Annotated in this window: 24 protein-coding genes; 6 read left to right on the top strand and 18 right to left on the bottom strand. The window is 69.2% G+C overall.

The features are described from left to right. Nucleotides 1–2: 2 nt before the first annotated feature. The 14 genes from QSU92_RS07030 to QSU92_RS06965 all read right to left on the bottom strand — a co-directional run bounded on the left by QSU92_RS07030 (nt 3) and on the right by QSU92_RS06965 (nt 14,664). Nucleotides 3–1,247, bottom strand: a complete 1,245-nt coding sequence (locus QSU92_RS07030) for a phosphotransferase (RefSeq protein WP_289265458.1) — start codon at nt 1,245–1,247, stop codon at nt 3–5. A gap of 69 nt (nt 1,248–1,316) precedes the next feature. Next, nucleotides 1,317–2,204 (bottom strand): PhzF family phenazine biosynthesis protein, encoded by an 888-nt coding sequence (locus QSU92_RS07025; protein ID WP_289265457.1) that lies wholly within the window; start codon nt 2,202–2,204, stop codon nt 1,317–1,319. A 4-nt stretch (nt 2,205–2,208) separates the two neighbouring features. After that, nucleotides 2,209–3,273, bottom strand: coding sequence for a Gfo/Idh/MocA family protein (locus QSU92_RS07020; RefSeq protein WP_289265456.1), 1,065 nt, complete (start codon nt 3,271–3,273; stop codon nt 2,209–2,211). Next, nucleotides 3,257–4,315 carry a Gfo/Idh/MocA family protein gene (locus tag QSU92_RS07015; protein WP_289265455.1) on the bottom strand — a complete coding sequence of 353 codons (1,059 nt, stop codon included), beginning with the start codon at nt 4,313–4,315 and terminating at the stop codon, nt 3,257–3,259. Before QSU92_RS07015 ends, QSU92_RS07020 begins: the two co-directional genes overlap by 17 nt. Beyond that, on the bottom strand, nt 4,312–5,178 hold the full coding sequence (locus QSU92_RS07010; protein ID WP_289265454.1) for an amidohydrolase family protein: 867 nt from the start codon (nt 5,176–5,178) through the stop codon (nt 4,312–4,314). The genes QSU92_RS07015 and QSU92_RS07010 overlap by 4 nt, the downstream gene beginning before the upstream one ends. Then, entirely contained in the window at nt 5,178–5,951 is a 774-nt protein-coding gene (locus QSU92_RS07005; protein ID WP_289265453.1) for an enoyl-CoA hydratase-related protein, read from the bottom strand. The genes QSU92_RS07010 and QSU92_RS07005 overlap by 1 nt, the downstream gene beginning before the upstream one ends. After that, the gene (locus QSU92_RS07000) at nt 5,948–7,099 is read right to left on the bottom strand and encodes a CaiB/BaiF CoA transferase family protein (RefSeq protein WP_289265452.1); all 1,152 of its coding nucleotides are present in this window, start codon (nt 7,097–7,099) and stop codon (nt 5,948–5,950) included. The genes QSU92_RS07005 and QSU92_RS07000 overlap by 4 nt, the downstream gene beginning before the upstream one ends. A 66-nt stretch (nt 7,100–7,165) precedes the next feature. Next, nucleotides 7,166–8,488 carry an ABC transporter substrate-binding protein gene (locus QSU92_RS06995; RefSeq protein WP_289265451.1) on the bottom strand — a complete coding sequence of 441 codons (1,323 nt, stop codon included), beginning with the start codon at nt 8,486–8,488 and terminating at the stop codon, nt 7,166–7,168. Between the two features lie 52 nt (nt 8,489–8,540). Beyond that, nucleotides 8,541–9,461, bottom strand: a complete 921-nt coding sequence (locus QSU92_RS06990) for a carbohydrate ABC transporter permease (RefSeq protein WP_289265450.1) — start codon at nt 9,459–9,461, stop codon at nt 8,541–8,543. After that, nucleotides 9,458–10,444, bottom strand: a complete 987-nt coding sequence (locus QSU92_RS06985) for a carbohydrate ABC transporter permease (RefSeq protein WP_289265449.1) — start codon at nt 10,442–10,444, stop codon at nt 9,458–9,460. Before QSU92_RS06985 ends, QSU92_RS06990 begins: the two co-directional genes overlap by 4 nt. After that, on the bottom strand, nt 10,441–11,271 hold the full coding sequence (locus QSU92_RS06980) for an NAD(P)-dependent oxidoreductase (protein ID WP_289265448.1): 831 nt from the start codon (nt 11,269–11,271) through the stop codon (nt 10,441–10,443). Before QSU92_RS06980 ends, QSU92_RS06985 begins: the two co-directional genes overlap by 4 nt. A gap of 35 nt (nt 11,272–11,306) precedes the next feature. Continuing rightward, on the bottom strand, nt 11,307–12,002 hold the full coding sequence (locus QSU92_RS06975; RefSeq protein WP_289265447.1) for an RraA family protein: 696 nt from the start codon (nt 12,000–12,002) through the stop codon (nt 11,307–11,309). A 38-nt stretch (nt 12,003–12,040) separates the two neighbouring features. Beyond that, nucleotides 12,041–13,435 (bottom strand): NAD-dependent succinate-semialdehyde dehydrogenase, encoded by a 1,395-nt coding sequence (locus QSU92_RS06970; RefSeq protein WP_289265446.1) that lies wholly within the window; start codon nt 13,433–13,435, stop codon nt 12,041–12,043. Further along, a complete protein-coding gene (locus QSU92_RS06965) occupies nt 13,432–14,664 on the bottom strand; it encodes an iron-containing alcohol dehydrogenase (RefSeq protein ID WP_289265445.1) in 1,233 nt (410 codons plus the stop codon). Before QSU92_RS06965 ends, QSU92_RS06970 begins: the two co-directional genes overlap by 4 nt. 234 nt (nt 14,665–14,898) lie before the next feature. Here QSU92_RS06965 and QSU92_RS06960 point away from each other — a divergent pair, with 234 nt between their 5' ends. From QSU92_RS06960 to QSU92_RS06935, 6 genes are all read left to right on the top strand, one after another. Continuing rightward, nucleotides 14,899–15,618 carry a GntR family transcriptional regulator gene (locus QSU92_RS06960; RefSeq protein WP_289265444.1) on the top strand — a complete coding sequence of 240 codons (720 nt, stop codon included), beginning with the start codon at nt 14,899–14,901 and terminating at the stop codon, nt 15,616–15,618. A 230-nt stretch (nt 15,619–15,848) separates the two neighbouring features. Continuing rightward, nucleotides 15,849–18,119 (top strand): glycoside hydrolase family 3 N-terminal domain-containing protein, encoded by a 2,271-nt coding sequence (locus tag QSU92_RS06955; RefSeq protein ID WP_289265443.1) that lies wholly within the window; start codon nt 15,849–15,851, stop codon nt 18,117–18,119. Continuing rightward, entirely contained in the window at nt 18,116–19,102 is a 987-nt protein-coding gene (locus QSU92_RS06950) for a sugar phosphate isomerase/epimerase family protein (protein WP_289265442.1), read from the top strand. The genes QSU92_RS06955 and QSU92_RS06950 overlap by 4 nt, the downstream gene beginning before the upstream one ends. Continuing rightward, nucleotides 19,099–20,826 (top strand): dihydroxyacetone kinase family protein, encoded by a 1,728-nt coding sequence (locus QSU92_RS06945; RefSeq protein ID WP_289265441.1) that lies wholly within the window; start codon nt 19,099–19,101, stop codon nt 20,824–20,826. The genes QSU92_RS06950 and QSU92_RS06945 overlap by 4 nt, the downstream gene beginning before the upstream one ends. Further along, nucleotides 20,826–21,296, top strand: a complete 471-nt coding sequence (locus QSU92_RS06940; protein ID WP_289265440.1) for a ribose-5-phosphate isomerase — start codon at nt 20,826–20,828, stop codon at nt 21,294–21,296. The genes QSU92_RS06945 and QSU92_RS06940 overlap by 1 nt, the downstream gene beginning before the upstream one ends. Beyond that, nucleotides 21,293–22,246 (top strand): 3-hydroxyacyl-CoA dehydrogenase family protein, encoded by a 954-nt coding sequence (locus QSU92_RS06935; RefSeq protein WP_289265439.1) that lies wholly within the window; start codon nt 21,293–21,295, stop codon nt 22,244–22,246. Before QSU92_RS06940 ends, QSU92_RS06935 begins: the two co-directional genes overlap by 4 nt. Before the next feature lie 64 nt (nt 22,247–22,310). Here the strand turns inward: QSU92_RS06935 and QSU92_RS06930 are convergent, their stop codons facing one another. From QSU92_RS06930 to QSU92_RS06915, 4 genes are read right to left on the bottom strand one after another with little or no spacing between them, the layout of a single operon-like run. Further along, nucleotides 22,311–23,075: an aquaporin gene (locus QSU92_RS06930; RefSeq protein ID WP_289265438.1), complete on the bottom strand. Its 765-nt coding sequence runs from the start codon at nt 23,073–23,075 to the stop codon at nt 22,311–22,313. Next, nucleotides 23,072–23,734, bottom strand: coding sequence for an arsenate reductase ArsC (locus QSU92_RS06925; protein WP_289265437.1), 663 nt, complete (start codon nt 23,732–23,734; stop codon nt 23,072–23,074). The genes QSU92_RS06930 and QSU92_RS06925 overlap by 4 nt, the downstream gene beginning before the upstream one ends. Further along, nucleotides 23,731–24,144: an arsenate reductase ArsC gene (locus QSU92_RS06920; protein WP_289265436.1), complete on the bottom strand. Its 414-nt coding sequence runs from the start codon at nt 24,142–24,144 to the stop codon at nt 23,731–23,733. Before QSU92_RS06920 ends, QSU92_RS06925 begins: the two co-directional genes overlap by 4 nt. 56 nt (nt 24,145–24,200) lie before the next feature. Beyond that, a complete protein-coding gene (locus QSU92_RS06915; protein ID WP_289265435.1) occupies nt 24,201–25,088 on the bottom strand; it encodes a metalloregulator ArsR/SmtB family transcription factor in 888 nt (295 codons plus the stop codon). Nucleotides 25,089–25,099 lie beyond the last annotated feature (11 nt).

Raw genomic sequence — 25,099 nt, 5'->3', positions numbered from 1 at the left:
GTTCAGCCCGCGAGTGCCGCGTCGATGCCCGCGAGCGGCACCGGCAGCCAGGTCGGGCGGTTGCGCGCTTCGTAGATCGACTCGTACACGGCCTTGTCGAGAACGAGGGCGCGGAGGATCACCGGATCCAACCCCACCGATCCGTCAGCGCCGGCATAGGCCTCGACGAACGCGGCGCGGCACGCGGCGGCCCACGCCGCGGCATCCGTTGCTCCTCCGACGGCGCCCGCGTAATCGAACGAGCGGAGCATGCCCGCGACATCCCTCGCCGGAAGATCGGGCACCGCGCGCTCGTGCATCGGCCGCAGCGGCTCGCCCTCGAAGTCGACGATCCGCCATCCGGCGCCGGGGACGGCGAGCACCTGACCCAGGTGCAGATCGCCGTGGATGCGCTGCAGTCGCGGCCAGGGGCGGGCGAGCGCGGCGTCGTACACCGCCTCGATCGCTTCGGCGCGGTCAGCGACGGCGGGCACCTCGGTCACGGCGATCGACAGGCGGCGGCGCCACGTGACGCCGGCCGCCAGGACCGCTTCCGGACCACCATCGGCGGTACCGAGGGCCTCACCGAGCGCTCCGTGCACTCCGGCGACGGCTGTGCCCAGGTCACGCGCGGCGTCGGTGAAGTCGCGCCCGTCGCGCGCCGCTTCGAGCGCGATGGCCCACCCATCGCGGACACCCGGGAGGAATTCCTGCGCGAAACCGAGCGTTCCGCGAGCGACGCCCTCGATCATCCCGCTGTCGGGCCACTCGGCGTCCAGGCTGCCGAGGAACTTCGGGACGAACGGCGAGCCGGCGGCGCTCAGGGCGCGCTGCACCGTGACATCCGGATTCTCCCCGTCGTGCAGGGTGCGGAACAGTTTCAGGATGACGGTGGGCTGACCGTCCTCGTCGAAGACGATGGAGGTGTTCGACTGCTCACCGGTGAGCACACGGCTCCCCGTCACGCGGCTGACATCGACCCCCATGGCTTCGAGGGTGGCGATCGCGAACGGCGGATGCTGCGCCGCGTCGATCTCGCAGCCCTCGGCCGTCCGGGCGATGAGCGCGGGGGTGTCGGGGGCCGTCGACACGCTCGAGACGGGCACGTGGTAGAGCACCGGCCGAGCGCCGGCGTCATCCATCAGCAGGTAGCGGGTCGCGTGAGGCGCCGACTGGGTGTCGAGGAGCCGGAAGCGGGGCTCGTGGCTTTTGCCCGCATACCAGCGTTGCTGCGCCACCCAGGCGCCGAGATCGTCTGCAGAAGGCACTGTCCCACCTTGGCGTGTGCAGAACGCCGGGTAAAGCACTGGACGATCGTCGCCAGGAGGCGTATGGGATCAGGCGAGGGTCGCGGGCTCGGGCAGGCGGACCGCCGAGCCCGACACCACGATCCCACCTGCGGCGGGGATGTCCACGGTCAGCTCGCTGGGTCGTGCGACGTGCGATCCCTGGAAGATCCGGATGCGCTGCGGCGGTGTCACCGCGCGCGTCTCTCGCAGATAGCCGCCGAGGGCGGCGGCGCCGGCTCCCGTCGCCGGGTCTTCGCTGATCGCTCCGACAGGGAAGACGTTCCGCACGTGCCACGTGTCCGCGGTCTCCGCCCACGCGACGATGATCGTGGCCGGCCAGCCCTCGGCATCCATCAGCGCACGGGCGGCGGCGGGGTCGAAGGTCACTCGATCGAGCGCGCCCCGCGAGCGCACGACGAGAAGCGGATGCGGGTTGCCTGCCGAGGCCAGCGCCGGCGCGTGCGCGGGGTCGAGGTCGGCATCCTCGAGGTGAAGGACCTCGAGGATGCGCGCGCGGGTGTCGACGGCGAGGTCCTCGACGGAGGGGTCGACGCTCGTGAAGCGCACCACACGGTCCGCATCGGTGGCGTCGACGGTGATCTGGATCAGCCCGACAGGTGTCGCGAACGAGTAGGCGCCCGGCCCGGCCACCTCTGCGAGGGCTGCGGCAGTCGCGACCGTCGCGTGGCCGCAGAAGGGCACCTCGGCCAGGGGCGAGAAGTAGCGCAGCGACAGGTCGCCCCGGGTGCCGCGGGTCACGAAGGCGGTCTCGGAGTAGCCGACCTCGGCCGCGACGCGCAGCATCTCGGCATCCGACATCCCGTCCGCGTCCAGCACGACCCCCGCGGGGTTGCCGCCGGCGGGATCGGAGGAGAAGGCGGCCCAGCGCTGAACGGAGGGTGTGACCACGCTGTCGACGATAGCGCTGGTGCGCACAGCGTCAGGATGGAGGATCGCCCGGTTCTCCGGGCGCGGACCGTGAGGTGGCCGACGAACGTGCCGACCTCTCTGCGAGTTCGATCACGCGGACGACCTCCCGCGCTTCGTCGACGGTGATCCGCGGCACCACACCCGCGTGGAGAGCCGCCGCGATGTCGTCGTAGATCTCTGCGCCCAGCGTCCCCGGGGGCGTCAGGCCGCGGATGGACCGGGTCGTGCCATCCGCGGCGAAGATGTCGACGCGATCGCCGGTCGGCGCGATCGCCATTCCGGACTCGCCCCACACCGCGAAACGCGGGGCGGGCGCACCGAGACGGCGGAAGATGTCCACTCGTCCGGTCAGACCCTCCGCGAAGTCGAGGTCGATGCCCGCCCATTGTTCGACGTCTTCGCCGTCTTCGATCGAGGTCCGCGCGTGGACGGAGAGGGGCGGAGATCCCGCTAATCGCAGGACATGGTCGATCGGGTGAGGACCGATCACCCGCAGGACACCACCGCCCGAGCTGCGCCGGTGTGCCCAGCCGGCGGTCCGAGCGCCGACGTGAGGCTTCTCCGCCGTCGACATGCGGTACTCGCCCTGGTGACCCCGCGTGGCGGAGATCCGCCACGGCCGCCCGAGCTCGCCCGAACGGACCACCTCCTCAAGGGCGAGGAAATCGGCCTCCCACCGCCGTTGATGGTGGACGAACAGTCGGCCGGGCGCGGTCGCTGCCCGAGCGATGAGGTCATCGGCTTCGGCAACGGTGACGGTGAGGGGCTTCTCGACGAGCACCGAGCACCCCCGATCAAGCGCCGCCGCGGTGATCGGATGATGGAGATCATGCGGTGTGGCCACGACGACGAGATCGAGGTGCGGCACATCGAGAGCGCGTTGCCACCCATGGACCCACTCGATGTCGGCGTCGGCGTCGGCGTCGACGTCGGGGGAGGTGTCAGCTCGACTCGTCGCGATGACACGCAGCCGGTAACGGGGGTCCTCTCGGAGATGCGGGAGGTGGTAATGCCGGCCGCTGTTGCCGAGCCCGATGAGGGCGACGTCGATGGCGTCGTCAGCGGAGCGCGACATGTCCGTGCAAGGCCTCTTCGATGGTGACGGGGCTGCCGTTTCGAGCGGCCGAGAGGTAGGCGGCTTCCATCAGACCCATGGTCTGGAGGTTGTCGCGAGCGCTGTGGGCGGGGTCTCGACCCTCGGCGATGGCTCGTGCGAACTCGCGCATGCTCGAGCCGTACGACAGTGCCGAGTGCTCCCCGCTGCGGGTTTCGCTGAAGACGACCTCCTGCGGGGTCTCGCCGTCGAAGTCGGCAACGCCCGTCGCCGTCCCAGCCATCGGAGCGCTCCGCTGGACCGCGACGGATCCGTGTGTCGTGTCGACGCGGAACGTGTTGGTCGGGAGGCGACGGCTCGTCCAGGACGACGTCACGACACCCACTCCGCCGCCGGCGAAGTCCACGAGGAGGGATGCCCACTGCTCGCCTCGCACAGTGCTTCCCCGGCGCCGGCGCGTGAGGGCCCGGACCCCCACCGGCTCGGTCGGCGCGATCCAGCGGAGCCGATCGATGAGGTGGACGCTGAAGATCGCCATCTCGAGCTTCGTCTCCTCGGCCCGCCAGACACCTCCCGCCTGCGGTCTGTCCTGAAAGGTCCGAGCCTCGAGGAAGGTGACATCCCCCGCCTCCGGCCGGCGTACCTGGGCCCGAACCCATGGGTACTCCGGGAACCAGCGGAAGTTCTGACTCACCGCGAGGGTCACGTGGGCTGCCTCGGCTGCTTCGGTGAAGGTGACGGCGTCGGCTCCGGACTGGGCGAACGGCTTCTCGATGAGCACGTGGATGCCCTGTGCGAAGGCCGGCTCGAGCACCTCGGCCCGCACGGCCGGTGGCGTGAGCAGGGCGATGGCATCCACCGTTCCCGAGGTGATCATGGTGGTCGCATCGCGGAAGCGGTGGGGGATGTCGTATCGCGTGGCGAAGTCGTCGAGTACATCGCCCCGAGGGTCGGCCGCGGCGACGATCTCCACGTCATCCGCAGCGACGTGCCTCGATCCCGCAACGTGCTGATGGGCTACCCAGCCGGTTCCGACCAGTCCGATCCGCAACCGGCCGGTCATCGGTGTGCTCCCAGCCCGTACCAGTGGGCCGCGGTCCCGCCGGTGACCAGGCGCCGGTCGTCGCCGTCGAGGTCGCGTACGGCCCGGACCATGCTGTTCCACGCCTGGCGATGGCTGGCGCGCAGGAGGACGACGGGCCAGTTGCTCGCCAGCATGCATCGAGACGGCCCGAAGGCGGCGAGTGCGACATCGACGTACGGCCGGAGTGCGGCGTCGTCCCACGACGCCCATCGCTGCAGTACCGCGACGCCCACCGACAGTTTGATCGCAATGTTCGGGGTCTCGGCGAGGCGGCGCACACGCCGCACCCAGTCTCCGAAGCCGTCCTCGGACATCGGCGGGGATGCGAGGTGGTCGACGACGATGCGCAGGTGCGGCGCAGCTCGGGCCACCGCCGAGATCGCGTCGATCTGATCGTCGGTGATCGGCACCGTGTCCCAGACCAGTCCGCCGTCGGCTGCGCGGAGCAGCGCTCGGCGGCCGTCGCGTTCCGCCGTCCATGCCATCGGATCGGCCCCCACCAGGCACCGCACGCCGACGAGCTTGTCTCCACCGGCCTGCGTTCGAAGGGCGAGCAGGCCGTCGACCTGCGCGACGCCGTCAGCGGGCGAGGCGAGATCGGCGTAGCCCACCCATCCGTGGATGCGCGGGCTCGTGCGGGCGTACGCCGCCAAGCGGGCGTTCTCGTCGACGTCGTCGACGGATTGCATGACGATGCTTCCGTCGATCCCGGAGGCGTCGAGCTCCCGCTCCCACTCCTCGGCATCGAAGGCCCGGCGGAGCACGCCGTCGTCGGCGGGACGCCAGGGCTGCCTGTCGATCACATCTGCGGGCCAAAGGTGATGGTGAGCGTCGATGATCATCATCGTCCTTCGAACGACGGGCGCCGCTTGTCGAGGAACGCCGCAACGCCCTCCTGGAAGTCGGCGCTGCCGTAGATCTCCGCGTAGACGTCGTCTCGGGGCGCATCCGCCAAGACGGCGTCGACCCGGCGCCACAGACGGCGGAACGATCGGAGGGTGAGGGGAGCGCAGGACCGGATGGCATCGAGCAGCCCGTCGAGGTGCTCTTCCACCCCATCGGCGTCGACGACGGATGTGACGAAACCCGCCTGCAACGCTTCTTCCGCGGAGAAGAGCCGGGCGGTGAACAGCATCTCGGCAGTGTTACGGCGGCCGAAGGTGGCGCTCAATCGCGCGATCGACGTCGGCGACAGGGTGTTCCCGACCGTTCGGGCGATCGGCGAGCCGAAGCGCGATGACGGTGTGCACACGACGAGGTCGCTGAGGGCGGCCAGAACAATGCCGCCACCCACGCACGCTCCGTCGACGACGGCGATGATCGGCACGTCCACATCGGTCAGCGCCACCTGGACCCGGCGCATGTGGGCCTCGTAGGCGACGCCGTCCGGTCCGGAGGTGATCTCCTGCAGCCAGCGGATGTCCGTGCCGCCGACGAACGCACCGTCGGCGCCGCGGAGGACGACCGCCCTCACCGACTCGTCCGCACGGATGTCGCGCAGGAAGCCCTCGAACGCGTCGTACATCGCCCGGTCGATGGCGTTGCGGCTCCGTGGGTTCGAGAAGGTCAGCGTGGCGACGCCGCGATCGGCGCGGAGATCGACGGTGCCCGTCATGGGATCCGCTCACCCAGAAGCTCGTCCTGGTGCTCGCCGAGAAGCGGCGGGTGCCGGCGGACCTCTGCGGGAGTGCCGCTCATCTTGATCGGGAAGCCGAGGGTCTGCACCTCGCCCTCGACCGGGTGAGGAATCGTCTTCACCATCTCCCGGTGCTCTGTGTGCGGATCGCGCAGGACTTCGTCGTACGCCAGGATCGGTCCGCAGGGCACTCCGCCCGCCAGGAGCCGCTCCACCCAGTAGTCCGTGCCGTGGCCTGCCAGCAGCGACTCGATGGTGTCGGCCAGCTCCTGCTTGTTCTTCATCCGCAGCGGGTTGGTCGCGAACCGCTCGTCGAGTTCGAGCTCGGGCGCATCGAGGGCAGCGCACAGGAATCCCCAGAGCCGCTGGTTGTTGGCGCCGATCGTCATCCACCCGTCACCGGTGCGGAAGGCCTGGTACGGCGCCGACATGCGGTGCGACGAGCCGGTGCGGGCGGGTACGTCTCCACTGGCCCAGTACTCCGTCGCTTCCCAGACGGTGAAGCCGAGGGCCGCTTCGAACAGGGAGGTCTCTACGCGCTGCCCCTCCCCGGTACGCAGCTTGTGGATGTAGGCGGCGGCGATGCCGTACGCGCAGAACAGCCCGGATCCAAGATCGGCGACAGGAACGCCCGCCTTCGCCGGCGGTGCGTCGGGGTGCCCGGTCACCCCCATGACACCCGCCATCCCCTGGGCGATGAGGTCGTAGCCGGGCCGATTCGAATACGGACCGGATTGCCCGAACCCCGAGATGCTGGCGTATATGAGGCCCGGATTGAGATCGCGCAGCGTCTCATAGTCGATCCCGAGACGAGCCGTGACGCCGGGACGGTAGTTCTCCACGAGGACATCGGCGTCGGCCACGAGCCGACGAAGATCGGCGAGACCCTCGTCAGAGCGCAGATCGAGGACGACCGAGCGCTTATTGCGATTGAGTGCGAAGAACGCGGGCCCGTCTTCGCCTTTGCCGGAGCGACCCCACGAATGACGAGTCTGGTCACCCCCACCGGGGGGCTCCACCTTGATGACATCGGCTCCGAAATCCGCCAGCAGCATCGTGCAGAAGGGTCCCGCCATGACCTGCGTGAGGTCGACCACCGTCATTCCGTCGAGGGCGCCGGGTTGCATCCTCATTCCTTTCGTCGAACCGTGGGGGCGACAGCGGGGGCCGGATCTCACCGGCCCCCGGCGTCGTCAACCGATGGTGTCCTGGGCCTCGGTGGTGAACTGCTCCGCGGCTTCTTCGACGCTGAGCTGATCGAAGGAGACCTGCTGGTAGTACCGGGTCACCGCCTGCTGGAACAGCGTCGCGTAGCCCGTGCCGTACACGGTGGGCGCGACGCCGGCGTCGGCGAGGGTCTGGTAGAGCTCGAGCTCGGCCCTCTTCGCCTCCGAGGTGTCAGGGCTGTCCAGGAGCGCCTGCAGGTTCTCCGTCTGCGTGTTGGCGCCGTTGTCCGATGCGTACACCAGTGCCGCCTCCTCGTCGTTGACGAAGAAGTCGATGAAGTCCGCAGCCGTGGCGACGTTGTCGCAGTTCGCGGAGATCGACAGGCCCGACAGCCAGAAGGCGCTGCCGTTGCCGGAGGGGCCCGTGGGGAGCGGAAACGCCTGCAGGACGTTGCCTGGCGCGACCTGATCGATCGTGGCCTGGGCCGTGCCGAGACCGTTCGCCGGCCAGAACACGGTGGCTTGCGTTCCCTGGCTGAAGTCGTTCTGCTCGAGCGGCAGTCCCGTGGTCTCGGAGGCGCGCTCGGCGGAGATGGAGTAGCCGTTCTCCTGGAGGTCGAGCGAATAGTCCCAGAACGCCTCGACGTCCTCCGCCGTGAACCCGACGCTGCCTTCGTCGTAGAAGTCGGCGTCGTGGCTTCGCAGCCACGCTTCGAGAACGTCCTGCTGGTTTCCGACGATCCCCGTCGCGGGCGCGCCGGTGGCCTCGGTCACATCGCCGAACCATCCGGCGAGCCACTCCCAGTCGTACTCCTCCGGGGGCAGCGGAAGACCGGCATCCTCGACCATGGTGGTGTTCACCAGGAGGGAGCCGAACGCAGCGCCGTAGGGGATCATGTAGAGCTGCCCGTCGGAGCCTCGTCCGCTGTCGAGCACGCTCTCCGGGATGGCCGAGACGTCGATCGTCCCGTTCTCGACGAGATCGTCGAGCGGACGCAGCGCGCCACGGTCGGCGTAGTCGGCCATCAGACGGTTCTGCATCTGGGGCACGCAGGGGAGGTTGTCGCCGGCGGCCTGGACGCTGGCGGTCTCGAAGTAGGCGGCGAACTCCGCCGTGGTGCCGTTGACCGTCACATCCGGGTTGGCCTCCTGGTACAGGTCGATGACGGCCTGCGTCTTCTCGTTTCGGGCGGGACCGCCCCACCAGGAGTACTGGATCTCGCCGGCGACTTCGCCGGTCGCCTCGGGAGCGGCAGCTTCGCCGCCGCTGCCGCCTCCGCAGGCGCTCAGTCCGAGGATAGTCGCGGACGCCGCCGTGGCGACCGCCAGGTACCGAAGCTGCTGCTTCATGGTTCTCTCTTTCTGTATCGGGTGTTGGGGGACGTCGTCGTCAGAGTCGGAGTCATTTCAGGCCGGTGGTGGCGATCCCTTGAGTGAGCAGACGCTGCGCCGCGAGGAAGAAGCCGATGAGCGGCGCGATGGACAGCGTGGCCATCGCGAAGAGAGCGCCGAGCGAGGACTCGCCGGTCGAGTCCACGAACTGCACCAGCCCTTGCGGGACGGTGTATCGGGCAGTGTCGGAAATGTAGAGCCGCGGGCCGAGGAAGTCGTTCCAGGTCGCGATGAAGGTGAACATCGCCGTGGTGGCGATCGCCGGACCCAGGAGCGGAAGGATGATGCGTCGGAAGATGCCGAAATTCCCGCACCCGTCCAGTCGCGCCGCCTCATCGAGGTCTCTCGGGAGTCCGCGGATGAACTGGATGGTGAGGAAGATGAAGAACGCGTCGGTCGCGAGGAACTTCGGCACGATGAGCGGCAGGTACGTGTTCAGCCAGCCCAGCTCGTTGAAGAGGATGTACTGCGGAACGATCGTCACTTGGTACGGGAGAAGAAGGGTGACCATCAGTAGTGCGAACAGTGTCCGTTTGAACGGGAAGTCCAGTCGCGCGAATGCGAAGCCGGTGAGCGTGGCCGCGAACAGGTTTCCGACGACGGCAAGTGCCGCGATGATGAACGAATTGACGAAGAACACGCCGAAGTTCAGCGTCGTCGATGCGGTGAAGCCCGCGGCGTAGTTCTCGAGGGTGAAGGAGCCCGTGAACGGCAGCAGAGATCGGCCGATTTCGGAATTCGGGCGGAACGAGGCATCCACCATCCAGACCACCGGGTAGAGCATGATCACCAGGACGGCAATCGTGACCGCGTGGCGCGCCCAGGCCGAGAGGACTCTGCTTCGGGTCGGTCGCGTCGGCAGGAACCGCGGGCGCCGGCGGTGACGGTCGCCGCGCGTGGTGATCGCGTAGGTGTTGGTGTCGATGGTCATGAGTCCTCCCCGTAGAACACCCAGTAGCGCGCACTCCAGAACAGGCCCCCGGTGATGAGTCCCAGCGCCAGGAGCAGCACCCATGCCATGGCCGATGCGTACCCCATCTGGAAGTCCACGAAGCCCTTTTGGTAGAGGTAGACGGTATAGAGCAGCAGCGAGTCGGCCGGCTGGCCGGTGCCGCCGCTGATGACGTACGCCGGGGTGAAGGACTGCAGCGAGTTGACGATCACCAGGAGCCCGTTGAAGAAGATGACCGGCGTGAGGTGTGGGAAGGTGATCGACCAGAACTGCTGCCAACGGTTGGCGCCGTCGATCTGCGCAGCCTCGTAGTACGACGCCGGGATCTGCCGCAGACCCGCGAGGAAGATCACCATGGTGCTGCCGAACGTCCAGATCGCCAATGCGACGATCGTGTAGAGAGCCGTATCGGGATTACCCACCCAGCTGCGTCCGTCGATGCCGAAGATGCTCAGCGCGGCGTTGAAGATGCCGTTGGAGCCGAAGACCTGGAGCCAGAGTACGGCGATCGCGACGCTGCTGCCGAGGAGTGACGGGATGTAGAAGAGCGCCCGGTACACGCCGAGGAACCGCAGGCCCCGGTTGAGGAAGAGCGCGAGCAGGAGCGAGAACACCAGGATGCCGGGCACGCTCAGCAGCGTGTACATGATGGTGACCCCGACGGACTTCAGGAAACGAGGGTCACGCTCGAACAGTCGGACGTAATTGTCCACCCCGATCCAGTCCGGTGTCCCGATGAGGTCGTACCGGGTGAAGGACAAGTACAGCGAGGCGATGATCGGCCCCAGCGTGATGACGATCATGCCGATGAACCACGGCGTCAGGAACCCGTACGCCGACAGCGTGTTCCGTAGGCGGTTGCGCTTCATGGCGCGGCGTCGTTCAGGATCCGGCGCGAGACTGTCGGAGCCGAAGGAGCCCTGCTCGGGCAGTTGCTCGATGATCGCGGGCTGGACCGTCATCGTCCCTTCGCTTCCTGTGCGTGCCGCTCGACGGCGTCGGCGAGTGTCTGGGAGAGCAGGGCTGCCAGCGGCGCGGACGTGCCGGCTGCGCGCGCGGCGGCGACCACGTCCCACAGGTCCTTGCTCCACGGGCGATAGCGGACCTCGACACCGGCGCGATCGTAGTTCGCGGCGAGGTCGTCGAAGAACCCCCAGTTCCGCGCCGTCCAGCTGTCGCCGGTGGAGGTCTGAAGCGTTTTCAGCACCACACCCGGGTCCACGTCGTACGCGTCCGTGAGGGCCAGGCCCTCGTACAGCGCTTCCAGCGCGGCGAGCATGGAGAGCTGGTTGGCGAGTTTGACAGCCGCTCCGGCCCCGGGGCGGCCGCATTTGACCGTCGTGCCCAGCGCGTCGAGGTACTTCTGAGCGTCTGGGGTCGGCTCGCCTCCGACCATGATGGTGAGCGACCCGTCGCGTGCCCGCGCGGCGCCGCCGCTGACGGGGGCGTCCGAGACACGCACGCCCCCGTCAGCCGACATCTCGGCGAGCTTGTCCACAGTCACCGGCAGCACCGTGCTGTGGATGAGAACGGACGCTGACGACAGGACCCGGACCAGACCGTCCTCGACGAGGAGGCTCTCGACGGTCTGGTCGTCGGGGACGGCGAGTCCGACGACGGCGCAGTCCGAAAAGTCATCGAGGCTTGTGGCGATCGAGGCGCCCTCCTTCCGGAGCTGAGCGCACTTGTCCTCCGACAGGTCCGACCCGACGACGTCGAAGCCGCTGTCGACGAGGCGCTGGGCCATCGGCATGCCGATGTCTCCCAGTCCGATGAATCCGACCCGCATGGTTTCTCCTTCGAATCCGCGCTCGCCGCGTCCGCTCAGTCGACCTGGACGGTGTCGTCCAGCGCCCAGCCGAGCTGCTCGTACATCTTTCGGCGGCCGCGCTTGTCGTTGACCGCCTCTTGGCGGGCGTACTTCGCGACCTCTTCGATCCGGTCCTCGGGCACGATGATCACGCCGTCGCCGTCACCCACGACGAGGTCGCGGGGGTTGACCCGCTGGCCGCCGATCGTGATCGGCGTGTTGTGCTCGAGGTACTCGATGCGCCCCTGGGTCATGGACTGGCCGATGAACTGGGTGAAGATCGGCACCTGCTGCAGTCGGCATTCGTCGGTGTCTCGGACACCGCCGGAGCTGACGACGCCCTGCGCGCCGTTGAGGAAGAAGTTCAGGGTGTTCCAGGAGCCGAGCTGACCGACGCCCAGGTAGGGGGCCTCGATGACGACCACGTCGCCCTGGACGATGTCGCTGACGTAGGGCTCGATGTGCTTGATCTTGTACCAGTGATTGCGTGCCCATTCGGTGTACTCGTCGGGCGAGATGGGCGGTGCCTGATCGTGCGACGCGACGAGCCGGACCGTCAGGGCGGGGCCGCACAGACGGGCTCCGTCGAACAGCGGTCGGATGTCGCGGGACACGCTGCCCTTGCTGAACAGTCCGATCCAGTCCATGCCGTCCCGGACGTCGGAGACGCGCAGGCCGTCGTACAGCTTCTTGATTTCTTCGTATTCCATGGGCTTGTTGCCTTCCTTCGGTGTGGACCTCGGCGACCTCACCAGTTGGTCGCGACGTACTTCGTCTCCAGGTATTCGTGCAGTCCTTCGGTGGAACCTTCGCGGCCGATGCCGCTCTCCTTCACGCCCCCGAAGGGAGCCGCCGGATCGGAGACCAGACCCCGGTTCAGGGCGACCATTCCCGATTCCAGGCGTCCGGCGATCGCGAGTCCCTTCCGCAGGTCGTCGGTGTAGAGGTAGGAGACGAGGCCGTAGATGGTGGCGTTGGCCGCAGCGACGGCTTCGTCCTCGGACGAGAAGCGCACGAGCGGCGCGACCGGCCCGAAGACCTCCTCGTGCAGGATCCGCGCGTCTGCGGGGACGTCGGCCAGCACCGTCGGCGGATAGAAGAACCCGGGGCCGTCGGGGGCCTCGCCGCCGGTGAGCACCCGGGCCCCGCGCTGGACGGCGTCCTCGACCAGTTCGCGCACTTTGCTCACGCTCTTGGCATTGACGAGGGGACCGACGTCGACGGTCGCGTCGCTCGCGGGGCCGACGTGCAGACTGCGCATCCGCTCGGTGAGCGCATCGGCGAAGGCGTCATAGATGCTGTCGTGCACATAGAAGCGATTCGCTGCCGTGCACGCCTGTCCGCCGTTGCGCATCTTGGCCAGAAGCGCCCCGTCCACGGCTGCATCGACGTCGGTGTCGCCCAGGACGAGGAACGGCGCGTTCCCTCCGAGCTCCATCGCCGTGCGGAGGACGCGACGCGATGCACGTTCGAGCAGGTGGCGGCCGACTTCGGTGGAACCGGTGAACGACAGCATCCGCACGTCATCGTGCTCGAGGAGCCGGTCGACCAGCGGTCCGGCCGAGCGCGTCGTGAGGACCGTGAGCACACCGTCGGGGAGTCCGGCCTCCTCCAGGATGTCCGCGATCGCCAAGGCGGTGAGCGGCGTCTCGGCGGCCGGCTTCAGGATCGCGGTGCAGCCGACGGCGAGCGCCGGGCCGATCTTGCGTGTCGCCATCGCTGCGGGGAAGTTCCACGGCGTCACGAGGACGCAGATACCCACCGGCTCGTGAGATACCAGGACCTTCGTCGATCCGGTCGGGTTGTCGAAATGCTCACCCCGTACCCGCACCGCCTCTTCGGCGTACCACCGGAAGTACTCCGCGGCGTAGGTGACCTCGGCCAGCGCATCCGCTCGCGCCTTTCCGTTCTCGCGGGAGATCAGCGCAGCGAGCTCGTCCCTGCGCGACATCATGATGTCGAATGCGCGCAGCAGGACGTCGCTGCGCTCCCTGCTGGAAAGTGCGCGCCAGGCCGGCGCCGCAGAGCGCGCCGCCTCGACGGCGTGGTCTGCGTCGGCAGGGCCGTGGTCGGGGACTGCGCTGATAATCGATTCGTCGGCCGGATCGATCACATCGAAGTGTGCGTGCGCGGTGAGGGTCATCGGCGGCCTCCGGCTGTCTGCTCGGGTGCGGGTGTGCGAACTCCGAAGAACGCGGCATCGAGGATCTGGCGTGCTGCCTCGACGGTGAGGGGTACCGGGTTGTTCTCAGCCAGTCGCTGGGCCTTGACACCCTCCACTGCGGCCCAGTCCAGGCGGTCCTCGGGAAAGCCCAGTTCCGCGAGGGAATCGGGGATGCCGATCTGGCGCATGATGTCGCGAACGAGGACGGGGGCTTGCCGGGCCAGATCGGCGGGAGATGCCGGGCCGGCTCCGAGCGCCGCGGCGACGTCAGCAAGCTCCGCCTCGCGGACCGACCGATTGAATTCCATGACGAAGGGAAGCAGGAGGCCGACCCCGACGCCGTGCGGAGTGCGAGTGACCGCTCCGATGGGGTATTGCAGGGCGTGCGCCGCCGCGGTGCCCGCCGTGCCGAACGCAAGGCCGGCAAGCAGGGACCCATAGAGGGTCTGCGCGCGGGAGTCCAGATCGCCCGGCTCCCGATAGGCGCGCGGCAATCCCTGGGCGATCCGCCGAATGGCTTCGAGCGCGAGGGTGTCCGTCAACAGGCTGGACCCCATGAACACGCGTCCCGCGTCCGTGGGTTCACCGCGGCCCTTGACCGCGGTGTACGACTCGATCGCATGGCACAGCGCGTCGGCGCCCGACGCGGCAGTCACCCCGGCAGGGCAGGTGAGGGTCATCTCGGGGTCGCAGACGGCGACCGACGGGATCAGGTAAGGGCTGGAGACGCCCACCTTCGACTCCCGCCGAGTGTCCGTCACGACCGCCACAGGCGTGACCTCCGAGCCGGTTCCGGCCGTCGTCGGGGCTGCGATGATCGGGGCGACGGGACCCGGCACGCGGCGCTCGCCGTAGTAGTCCGAGACCTCGCCGCCGTGGGCCAGAAGGACGGCGGCCATCTTGGCCGTGTCGATGCTGCTCCCACCGCCCATTGCGATGAAGACATCGGCGCCGAACGCTCCTGCTGCCGCCGATGCGGCGCTGATGGCGTGCGTCGGGAGCTCGGGGACGACCTGCGTAAAGACCTCCCACGCCACGCCGGCGGCGTCGAGCCCGACGCCCAACTCCGTCAGCAGCGGACTCTCGGCGAGGAACGCGTCGGCCACGATGAAGGCCCTCGTTCCGTGGAGAGCGGCCTGGGCGGGGATGGCTCGTCGCTGGCCGGGTCCGAAGATGATCTCTCCGGGTGCGCGAAAAGCGGCGTACATGAAATCTCCGTTGATCCGATCCGATCTGATTCCGCAAAGCTAGACGGACCTCGCGGGGAATGTCAACGTCCGCAACAAAAGTCGCGAAATCTGTCAGTCCGCCTTGTCCCTCCCCACCTTCCCCAGGGGCACGGGTGGTGTGCTGCCGTCGATCGGCGACGAGAAGTCGCCCACGTCGCGGCAAGATCAGATAGGATCCGAATGCCGGTGCTCCATGGCACGGAAGGGGAGCCGATGGTCGAAGGCGACACCAGGACGTCGTCCGCCGTCCGCGAGGCGGGGGGTGCGCGGCCGCCGATGGGAGCGGAGCTGTACGCGGCGATCCTCTCGCGCATCCTGCACTCCGATCTCGGTCCGGGGGATCGCCTGACGATCGACGCAATCGCGCGGGAGTTCGGCGTGTCGCAGACTCCGGTGCGCGAGGCGCTGCACCGGCTCGACGCCGAGGGCATCGTCGTACGGCACCATCTCTCGGGATACCGCGTGCGTCCGAAGATCACGCGGGAGCAGTTCGAGGACATGGTCGAGGTGCGTCTTCTCCTCGAGCCGGCAGCCTCGCGGCGTGCGGCAGAGCGGATGACGCCTGCCGAGCTCGACGAGCTCGCCGTCTTGGCGCGCGAGATGCGACGCCTGGATGACGAGCGAGACGGTTCCGCCCCCGCGTCCTACGCGCGCTTCTCGCAGATCGACGCTCAACTGCATGACGCCATCGCTGCCGGCGGCCGCAATGAATACATCCGCGACTCGCTGGCGCGCCTGCATCCGCACGTCCACCTCTTCCGGCTTTCCAATTCGGCGCAGGTGACCTCTGAGGCCATCGACGAGCATCAGGCGATCATCGACGCCATCGGTGCGCGCGATCCCGACGCCGCCGCCTACGCCATGCGCCGCCACATCGATGCGTCTGCTCGCCGATTCCGCCGAGGGTTCGCGAGCGACGGCGCGAGCGACTGAGGTCCCTAAGCGGACGTGACGTCCGATCAGCGGCTCCTTCACTCTGACAACGTTGTACAGATTCGCGATAACCTAGAAGCGCCAATTGTTGTTATGCGCGACAAATGCGGGAGTCAAGGATGACGGATGTGACGGATGTCCCACCTGGGACAACGAGCCGGGCGGAACGGCCGCAATGGGCTGATCCGTCCCTCGATGCGTCCACCCGGATCGAGGCGCTGCTTGCCACGATGACGGACGACGAGAAGATCGCTCAGCTCGGCGGCTACTGGGCCGATACACGGGATTCGACGCAGCTCATCGCGCCGATGCAGGATGTGCTGTCGCGTGGCCGGCCCCCATTCGACGAGGCGGTGCGTGACGGGATCGGTCATCTCACCCGCGTGTTCGGGGTGACGCCCGTGACTGCCCGCGAGGGCATGCAGAAGGTGCAGGACGCCCAGCGTCACCTGCGTGAGAAGACACGTCTGGGCATTCCGGCGGTCGTCCACGAGGAGTGCCTGACCGGCTTCACGACGTACGGCGCGACGGTCTATCCCGCCTCGATGGCGTGGGCGGCGACCTTCGACGCCGACCTCGTGCGCGAGATGGCAGCCGCGATCGGTGCGGACATGCGCGCGGTCGGCGCACACCACGGTCTCTCCCCCGTGCTCGACGTCGTCACCGACTACCGGTGGGGTCGCGTGGAGGAGACCCTCGGCGAAGACCCCTACGTCGTCGGCACACTCGCGACCGCCTATGTCCAGGGCCTGCAGCACAGCGGCATCATCGCGACGCTCAAGCACTTCGCCGGCCACGCCACCTCCCGCGGCGGACGCAATCACGCTCCCGTATCGCTCGGGGAGCGCGAGTTGCGCGACCTCGTCCTGCCGCCCTTCGAGATGGCGGTGCGGGTCGGCGGGGCGGCGAGCGTCATGAACTCGTACACCGAGCTCGATCGCGTGCCGGCGGCCGCCGACCGGTGGCTCCTCACCGACCTGCTCCGCGACGAGTGGGGCTTCGCGGGTACTGTCGTGTCGGATTACTGGGCGGTCGCGTTTCTGAAGTCGAAGCATCAGGTCGCCGAGACGATGGCGGATGCCGGTCGGCTCGCGCTCCACGCCGGCATCGACGTCGAACTCCCCGACATCGCCGCCTACCGCCTCCTCCACGACGATGACCCCGACGCCGCCCGCACGGCGTCCGACATCGACACCGCGGTGCGCCGCGTGCTGCACCAGAAGCTCGAGCTCGGCCTCCTCGACGCCGGGTGGGCGCCGCCCGAGCCGGCAGACGTCGATCTCGACAGTCCGCGCAACCGCGACATCGCCCGTCGGCTGGCGGAGGAGTCCGTCATCCTGCTCGACAACAGTCTGGGCGTCCTTCCCCTGGAGTCCTCGGTGCGTCGGATCGCCGTGGTCGGTCCGATCGCCGACGATCCCCGCGCCATGATGGGCGCCTACTCCTACCCGATCCACGTGATGCCCCGGCACCCCGAGATGGGCCTCGGCGTCGACGCGGTCACGATCCCCGAGGCGCTCCGGAACGCGTTCCCCGGCGCCGAGCTCCACGTCGAGCCGGGCGTCCCTCTCACGGAACCCGCCGACGACGCCGCGATCGCGCGCGCCGTCGAGGCCGCGGCATCCGCTGATGTGGTGATCGCCGTCGTCGGTGACCGTGCCGGTATGTTCGGCCGGGGCACTTCGGGCGAGGGGTCGGATGCGCCTGACCTCGATCTCCCCGGTGAGCAGGGACGGCTCGTCGAGGCCGTGCTGGCGACGGGGACGCCGGTGGTGCTCGTCGTGATGTCGGGCCGGCCCTACGCGCTCGGGGCGTACGCCGGCCGTGCCGCCGCCATCGTGCAGGCCTTCATGCCCGGGATCGAGGGTGCGACGGCGCTCGCCGGGGTGCTCGCGGGCGCGGTCAACCCCAGCGGGCACCTGCCGGTGCAGATCCCGCGGACCGGTGATGCCCTCCCGCACACCTACCTCGCGCCGCCGCTCGGGCAGGACGGCGACCGCATCAGCAACCTCTCGATCGCCCCCGCCTTCCCGTTCGGGCACGGTCTGTCGTACACGTCGTTCGCGCTCGGAGACGTGCAGCTCGATACCGAGCGCATCACCGCCGACGGTCGCGTGCGCGCGAGCGTCGAGGTGCGCAACACCGGAGAGCGTGCCGGCGCCACGGTCGTTCAGCTGTATGCCGCCGACCCCGTGGCGCAGGTGACGCGACCGGTCCGCCAGCTGGTGGGGTACGCGCGGGTGCACCTCGCACCCGGAGATGCCGCTGCCGTGCGGTTCGACGTCCACGCCGACCGCTTCTCGTTCACCGGTCTCGAACGTCGCCGCATCGTCGAACCCGGCCGGATCGAACTCGTCGCGGGTCTGTCGCTCACCGACACCTCCGGTATCGCCGAGCTGACCATCGACGGACCCGGTCGCGTCGTCGAGGAGCCGGTGCTCGTCACGCCGGTCGAGATCGTCCCGATCACGCACGAGCCCACCGAAGGAGACGCAGGATGACCGACTTCCTCGCCGAAGACTGGCCCATCGCCGCCGCCGCGCTGCCCTTCTCCGGGCGCACCGCCGACGGACGTTCCGTCACGGAGGCGGGCCCCGAGGTCTGGCGGGAAGTGCTCGTCGAGGTCGCCGACGCCGGTTTCGATCGCATCGACCTGACCGACTCCTGGCTTCGCGTGGGCGATCTCGACGCGCGCGGTCTCGCCGATTTCGCTGCGGTGGCGGCAGCGGAGGGCGTCGTCCCGACATCCGTCTCCGCCATCCGGTGCAGTGTCATCGACCGAGAACGCGGTGAAGCGAACTTGGCTTACAGCCACCGCACGCTCGACGCCGCCGCCGCGCTGGGGATCGAGACCGTCTCGTTCGGCCTCCACCAGGCACTGACCCCCGCGCAGCAGGCGCAGCTGTGGTTCTGGACCGTCGAGGGTCATCGCGACGATCCGGCGGACTGGGAGACCGCGGTCGCGCGGTTGCGGGAATTGGGCCGTCACGCCGCCGATCTCGGCATCCTCGTCTCGCTGGAGATGTACGAAGACACCTTTCTCGGCACAGCCGACTCCGCGGTGCGCCTCGTCACCGACATCGGCATGGACAACGTCGGGCTGAACCCCGACATCGGCAACCTCGTGCGCCTCCACCGGCCGATCGAACCGTGGTGGGAGGTCGTGGAGAAGACCCTCCCCTACGCGAATTTTTGGCATGTGAAGAACTACGCCCGAGATGAGGATGTCGCGCGCGACCTGTACACCGCGGTGCCCGCGCCCATGGCGTACGGCCTCATCGACTACCGCCGGGCATTCCGGTACGCGATCGAGCAGGGGTTCCAGGGCGTCATCTGCGTAGAGAACTACGGCGGCGACGGACTGACGGTCTGCGCGGACAACCGCGACTACCTGCGACGCCACGTGCTGCCCAAGCGCCCGGGCTACACGCGCGGCGACAGCCGGGTGCGACAGATCGGCCACGCACGGAGAGGTGCATCATGACCAGAATCCACAACGATCCGTCCGATTTCGTCTCCGAGGCGCTCGCGGGGTTCGCGGCGGCCCACCCGGGCCTCGTTCGGGCTGTCGACGGGGGTGTCGTGCGCGCGGCGCCGGCACCGCGGGGGAGCGTAGCGCTGGTGGTCGGTGGCGGCTCGGGCCACTATCCCGCGTTCGCGGGCGTCGTCGGGCAGGGGCTCGCGGCCGGTGCCGTGTGCGGCAACATCTTCACCTCGCCGTCGGCCGGGCAGGCGTACCGGGTGGCGAAGGCCGCGCACCGGGGCGGCGGGGTGCTGTTCAGCTTCGGCAACTACGCCGGCGACGTGCTGCACTTCGGCGAGGCCGAGGAGCGGCTGCGCGCCGAGGGCATCGACGCCCGCACGGTGCTCTGCACCGACGACATCGCCAGCGCCCCGATCGACGAGATCGACAAGCGTCGGGGCATCGCCGGCGACTTCGTCGTGTTCAAGGTCGCGGGTGCGGCGGCGGAGCGGGGTGACGACATCGATGAGGTGGAGCGGCTCGCCCGCCACGCCAACCACCGCACGCGGACCCTCGGCGTCGCCTTCGGCGGGTGCACGTTCCCGGGCGCGGACGAACCGCTCTTCACCGTGCCCGAGGGGATGATGTCGGTCGGTCTCGGCATCCACGGCGAACCCGGAATCCGAGATGTGCCCCGCACGAGTTCCGTCGAGCTCGCCGGCATCCTCATCGACGAGCTGCTGGCCGACGTTCCCGAACCCCGCGGCGACCGAGCAGCGGTCATCGTCAACGGCCTCGGTTCGGTGAAGTACGAGGAGCTCTTCGTCCTCTTCGGCGACGTCGCCGCACGTCTGCGGGATGCGGGCGTGACGGTGGTCGAGCCGGAGGTCGGTGAACTGGTCACGAGTCTCGACATGGCGGGGGCATCCGTGACCCTGCTGTGGCTCGACGAGGAGCTCGAGCCGCTGTGGAGCGCGCCGGCGTACACGCCCGCGTACCGCAAGGGGGCCATCGACCCGGTCGCGCCGGTCGACGAGCAGGAGGAGGTCGCCGCGGCGGGGGACGCTGCCGAGGTCGCCGCTGCGTCGGACTGGTCGCGTGCCGCCGCGGAGGCGGCGCTCACCTACCTCGAGGCCGCGCGCGCGGTCATCCATGAGAACGAAGCCGAGCTCGGTCGCATCGACGCGATCGCCGGTGACGGCGACCACGGTGTCGGGATGCGCACGGGCATCGATGCCGCGCACACGGCGGCCGACCCGTCGATCGGCCTGTCGCCCATGCTCACCACCGCCGGAGATGCGTGGAGCGAGAAGGCGGGAGGCACGTCGGGGGCGCTCTGGGGCGCGATGCTCGCGGCGATCGGGCGCGCGCTCGATGACGAGAGCGTCGACGGCCGTGCGGCGCTCGCCGCGGCCGCCCGCGCAGCGCTCGACGCCGTCACCTCGCGCGGTGGCGCGACGGTCGGCGACAAGACCATGGTCGACGCGCTCGACCCGTACGTCCGCACGCTCGAGGAGCGCCTGGGAGCGGGCGACTCTGCCGCTGCGGCGTTGCTGGCGGCGGCGGGGGCCGCCTCGACCGCGGCGGAGGAGACAGCGGCCCTCCGCCCCAAGCTCGGTCGTGCGCGACCACTCGCCGAGAAGAGCGTGGGCCACCCCGACGCGGGAGCAACCTCGCTCGCCCTCATCGCCATCGCCATCGCCCGCACCGCCGGGCAGGACGAGACATCCCGGAAGGAACAGTGATGACCGACACCCTGCGGATCGTCGTCGGAAGCGACGACGCCGGCTACGAATACAAGACAGCTCTCAAGGAGCTGCTCGAGGCGGATGACCGCGTCGCCGTCGTGACCGACGTCGGCGTCGGCGGCGACGAGCACACGGACTACCCCCACGTCGCGGTCGAAGCCGCCCGGCGTATCGCGGAGGGCGAGGCCGATCGGGCCCTGCTCATCTGCGGGACCGGCCTCGGTGTGGCCATTTCGGCGAATAAGGTGCCGGGAGTGCGGGCCGTCACCGCGCACGACAGCTACTCGGTCGAGCGCTCCGTTCTGAGCAACAACGCCCAGGTGCTGACGATGGGTCAGCGCGTCATCGGACTGGAGCTCGCCAAGCGTCTCGTCCGCGAGTGGCTCGATTACCGCTTCGATCCGTCATCCGCCTCGGCGACGAAGGTCGCCGCGATCGACGCCTACGACCGTGAGGTGAGCGCATGAGCCGCATCGCGATCGTCGGCAGCGGCTACATGGGCGGAGGGATGGCGCAGGTGTTCGCCCTCGGCGGGCACGACGTCGTGATCTCCGACGTCACGGCCGAGATCGCCGCGGCGAACCTCGAGCGCATCCGCACCGAGACGGCGCAGTTCGAGGAGCAGGGTCTGTTCACGCTCGGCGCGACCGACACCATCACCTCGCGCATCTCGGCGGCGGAGAGCATCGAGGTCGCCGTCGCGGACGCCGACGTCGTCGAGGAGGCGGTGCCCGAACGCATCGAGATCAAGCACGAGACGCTCCGACGCATCTCGGCTGCCGCGCCGGCGTCGGCCGTGATCGGCAGCAACACCTCGACCATCTCCATCGCCGCCCTCGCCGAGGCGGTCACCCGCCCCGAGCGGTTCCTCGGCGTGCACTTCTCCAACCCCGCACCGTTCGTGCCGGGGGTGGAGATCATCCCGCACGCGGGTACGGAGGAGGCAGCCATCCGGGTGGCCGAGGAGCTCATCGCCGGGTCGGGCAAGGTGCCGGCGCGCGTGAAGGATGTCACGGGGTTCGTCTTGAACCGTCTGCAGTACGCGCTCTTCCACGAGGCGACGCAGCTGGTCGAGGAGGGCGTGGCCACGCCGGAGGACATCGACGCCGTCGTCCGATCGACTTTCGGGTTCCGCCTGCCGTTCTTCGGGCCGTTCGCGATCGCCGACATGGCGGGCCTCGACGTGTACGCATTCTGCTACGCCTCGCTCCAGGGCACGTTTCCGGAGCGCTTCGCGACGCCGGAGATCCTGGCGGGGCGGGTCGCTGCCGGGCAGCTCGGCACGAAGACCGGCTCGGGGTTCCGCGACATCGAGCCGGAACGGATCGCCGAGCTCGTCGCGTACCGCAACCGCGCCTACGCCAAGATGGCGCAGCTTCTCGATGAACTGGGGCCGTCGCCTTTCGACACGCCGTAGCTCGTGCGGCGGTGATCGACGCCCCCGCGGTCGAGATATCGACCGCGAACCGAAGGACGCTGGATCACCGCGTGTGCGACGCGGTTGCGGCCCGGGGCTCGGCGGCGGGAAAGAGCAGGATGACAAGGCCCCCCGCCACGATCGCGCCCACGAGCTGCGCGCCGACGAACCACATCGCCGACACCGGTGCGATGCCCGCGAACGTGTCGGTGAAGACTCGTCCGAGGGTCACGGCAGGGTTGGCGAAGGACGTGGAGCTGGTGAACCAGTACGCCGCACCGATGTAGGCGCCGACGGCTGCCGCGATCACGGGGATGGACCGCTGTGTCCGCGTGAGCCCTGCGATGAGCATCACCAGGCCAGCCGTCGCGACGACCTCGGCGAGGAGGGTCGCCGGAGTGGCCCGGTCTGTCGTGGAGATCGACGTCGTGACGTCGAACGTCGCGTTCGCGAGGATCGCACCCCCGATTCCGCCGGCCGCCTGCGCCAGCAGGTAGACGCCGAGCGTGCGGGCGCGCAGGCCGGATCGGTCGGCGCGGCCGAGGAGCGCATCGGTGAGCGAGACGACCGGGTTGAAGTGGGCGCCCGAGACCGGTGCGAACAGCACGATGAGGACCCCGAGGCCGAGGGCGGTGGCGAGGGAGTTCTCCAGGAGCTGCAGGCCGACGTCGGCGGACAACCGCTGCGCCGCGATGCCCGAGCCCACGACGACAGCGACGAGGAGCCCGGTGCCGAGGAACTCCGCCAGGGCGCGCCGCCATACGGCAGGCGGCGCCCCGTCGACCGTCGGCGCAGGTCCGGGTGCGGTGTCGGGCAGTTCGGTGGTCACGCCGAGGTCGCCGTGAGACCGGGCGCGAGCTCGCCGAGCAGCTGCTCGACGTGGGCGCGCACGTCGTCGCGCACTGCGCGGACGCCCTCGAGGTCGAGCTCGGCCGGGTCGGCGAGCTGCCAGTCGAGGTAGCGCTTGCCGGGGTAGAGCGGGCAGGCGTCGCCGCATCCCATCGTGACCACGGCGTCGGCGGCGCGCACGACGTCGTCGGTGAGGGGCTTGGGGAATTCGTCGCCGACCTCGACGCCGATCTCGGCCAGCACCGCGACGACCTGGGCGTTGATCTCCGCGGCAGGCTGAGATCCGGCCGATCGCACGTGGACGCGCTCCCCGGCGAGGTGGCGGGTGAGAGCGGCGGCCATCTGCGAGCGCCCCGAGTTCTGCACGCAGACGTAGAGGATCTCAGGAACAGGCTTCGCAATGAGGCCCTTCGACTGCGCGAGCGCTGTCAGCCGGTCGCGCGCGAACTTCTCGGTGACGCTCGGGAGGTGGCTGGACACCGTCGCCGTCCGAGCGAGCGCCGCGTACGACTCGAAGACCACCCGTTCGACGGTCTCTTCGTTCACCATGCCGGTGAAGCTCTGCGCGAGGCGCTGCGCGGCGCGGTGGAGGACCGCCTCGTTGGACAGCAGCCCGTGCATCCCGGACGCGACGCTCATGACGCGCTCGCCGGGACGAGTTCCGCGACCAGGTTCTCGATCCGGCCCCGGATGTCGTCACGGATGCGGCGGACGGAGTCGATGCCCTGACCGGCGGGGTCTTCCAGCTCCCAGTCCTCGTAGCGCTTGCCGGGGAAGATCGGGCAGGCGTCGCCGCATCCCATCGTGATGACGACGTCGGACTCCTTCACAGCCTCGACGGTCAGGATCTTGGGCTGCTGGCCCGCGATGTCGATGCCTTCCTCGGCCATCGCCTCGACGGCCACGGGGTTGATCTGATCCTTCGGCTCGGATCCGGCCGAGAGCACCTCGATGCGGTCGCCCCCCAGCTCGCGGAGGAAGCCGGCCGCCATCTGCGACCTTCCGGCGTTGTGGACGCAGACGAACAGGACGGTGGGCTTGGCGGACATCCGGTCCTCCCTTTCTTCGCGGATGAGAAAAGCATAGACCGTGATCTATGAATCTTCTAGACGGATGTCTCCACGAGCTCCGGAAGAAGGTCGCGCACGCGCGATTCGATGTCGTCGCGGATGCGGCGCACGGTCGCGGCGGGCTTGCCGACGGGGTCTTCGAGGTCCCAGTCGAGGTAGCGGCGACCGGGGTAGACCGGGCACGCGTCGCCGCAGCCCATCGTGATGACCCAGTCCGCGGCACGCACCGCCTCGTCGCTGAGCGGCTTCGGGAATTCGCCGCCGATCGGCACCCCGATCTCGTCGAGGGCATGAACGATCGAGGAGCGCACGTCGGCGGCGGGAGCAGACCCGGCCGTCCGAACGATGACCCGGTCGCCGGCGAGCTGGCGGAGGATGCCGGCGGCGATCTGCGAACGCCCGGCGTTCTGCACGCACACGAACAGCACCGAAGGCCGATCGGGCGCGTGACCCTCGATCCGGGTCAGGTCATCGAGCCGGGATGCCGCGAAGGAAGCCGTGCGCGAGGCTTCGAGCGCGGGCCGCCCGGCCGCCGTGAGCATACGATGACTGTCGGTGACGTAGCGTGCGACGGTCTCGGGGCTGAACACGCCGCGATAGCGGGCCGTCAGGTCGTCGACGACGCGCGACAGGTCGGCGTCGCCCGCCGGTGTCGCCGGGCCGAGGAGAGCGCTGACGCGGTCTTCCTGCGCGGCGTCGAGCGAGTACCAGACGCGCCGGCCTTCCTTCTCTCGCCGCACGATGCCCTCGGCGTGAAGTGCGGCCATGTGGTGGCTGACCGTGGGCTGACGCAGGCCCAGCGCCTCGGCGAGCCGCCCGACGAGCACGCGTCCATCCGTGCTGTCCCGCATCATCCGCACGATCCGTGCGCGCGTGGGGTCGGCGAGGAGGGTCAGCCCCGCGTCATCCGTCCCCGTACCCATAGACGGAAGTC

The organism is Microbacterium sp. ET2 (assembly GCF_030347395.1).
Taxonomy (GTDB): Bacteria; Actinomycetota; Actinomycetes; order Actinomycetales; family Microbacteriaceae; genus Microbacterium; species Microbacterium albipurpureum.
The sequence above is the reverse complement of the archived record's forward strand: the minus strand, read 5'-3'. Positions and strand labels throughout refer to the sequence as shown.

What these genes read in the sequence shown, in the direction of transcription:
- QSU92_RS07020 (WP_289265456.1), bottom strand. Translation starts at nt 3,273, where the DNA reads ATGTCGCGCTCCGCTGACGACGCCATCGACGTCGCCCTCATCGGGCTC.
- QSU92_RS07015 (WP_289265455.1), bottom strand. Translation starts at nt 4,315, where the DNA reads ATGACCGGCCGGTTGCGGATCGGACTGGTCGGAACCGGCTGGGTAGCC.
- QSU92_RS07010 (WP_289265454.1), bottom strand. Translation starts at nt 5,178, where the DNA reads ATGATCATCGACGCTCACCATCACCTTTGGCCCGCAGATGTGATCGAC.
- QSU92_RS07005 (WP_289265453.1), bottom strand. Translation starts at nt 5,951, where the DNA reads ATGACGGGCACCGTCGATCTCCGCGCCGATCGCGGCGTCGCCACGCTG.
- QSU92_RS07000 (WP_289265452.1), bottom strand. Translation starts at nt 7,099, where the DNA reads ATGCAACCCGGCGCCCTCGACGGAATGACGGTGGTCGACCTCACGCAG.
- QSU92_RS06995 (WP_289265451.1), bottom strand. Translation starts at nt 8,488, where the DNA reads ATGAAGCAGCAGCTTCGGTACCTGGCGGTCGCCACGGCGGCGTCCGCG.
- QSU92_RS06990 (WP_289265450.1), bottom strand. Translation starts at nt 9,461, where the DNA reads ATGACCATCGACACCAACACCTACGCGATCACCACGCGCGGCGACCGT.
- QSU92_RS06985 (WP_289265449.1), bottom strand. Translation starts at nt 10,444, where the DNA reads ATGACGGTCCAGCCCGCGATCATCGAGCAACTGCCCGAGCAGGGCTCC.
- QSU92_RS06980 (WP_289265448.1), bottom strand. Translation starts at nt 11,271, where the DNA reads ATGCGGGTCGGATTCATCGGACTGGGAGACATCGGCATGCCGATGGCC.
- QSU92_RS06975 (WP_289265447.1), bottom strand. Translation starts at nt 12,002, where the DNA reads ATGGAATACGAAGAAATCAAGAAGCTGTACGACGGCCTGCGCGTCTCC.
- QSU92_RS06970 (WP_289265446.1), bottom strand. Translation starts at nt 13,435, where the DNA reads ATGACCCTCACCGCGCACGCACACTTCGATGTGATCGATCCGGCCGAC.
- QSU92_RS06965 (WP_289265445.1), bottom strand. Translation starts at nt 14,664, where the DNA reads ATGTACGCCGCTTTTCGCGCACCCGGAGAGATCATCTTCGGACCCGGC.
- QSU92_RS06960 (WP_289265444.1), top strand. Translation starts at nt 14,899, where the DNA reads ATGGTCGAAGGCGACACCAGGACGTCGTCCGCCGTCCGCGAGGCGGGG.
- QSU92_RS06955 (WP_289265443.1), top strand. Translation starts at nt 15,849, where the DNA reads ATGACGGACGACGAGAAGATCGCTCAGCTCGGCGGCTACTGGGCCGAT.
- QSU92_RS06950 (WP_289265442.1), top strand. Translation starts at nt 18,116, where the DNA reads ATGACCGACTTCCTCGCCGAAGACTGGCCCATCGCCGCCGCCGCGCTG.
- QSU92_RS06945 (WP_289265441.1), top strand. Translation starts at nt 19,099, where the DNA reads ATGACCAGAATCCACAACGATCCGTCCGATTTCGTCTCCGAGGCGCTC.
- QSU92_RS06940 (WP_289265440.1), top strand. Translation starts at nt 20,826, where the DNA reads ATGACCGACACCCTGCGGATCGTCGTCGGAAGCGACGACGCCGGCTAC.
- QSU92_RS06935 (WP_289265439.1), top strand. Translation starts at nt 21,293, where the DNA reads ATGAGCCGCATCGCGATCGTCGGCAGCGGCTACATGGGCGGAGGGATG.
- QSU92_RS06925 (WP_289265437.1), bottom strand. Translation starts at nt 23,734, where the DNA reads ATGAGCGTCGCGTCCGGGATGCACGGGCTGCTGTCCAACGAGGCGGTC.
- QSU92_RS06920 (WP_289265436.1), bottom strand. Translation starts at nt 24,144, where the DNA reads ATGTCCGCCAAGCCCACCGTCCTGTTCGTCTGCGTCCACAACGCCGGA.
- QSU92_RS06915 (WP_289265435.1), bottom strand. Translation starts at nt 25,088, where the DNA reads ATGGGTACGGGGACGGATGACGCGGGGCTGACCCTCCTCGCCGACCCC.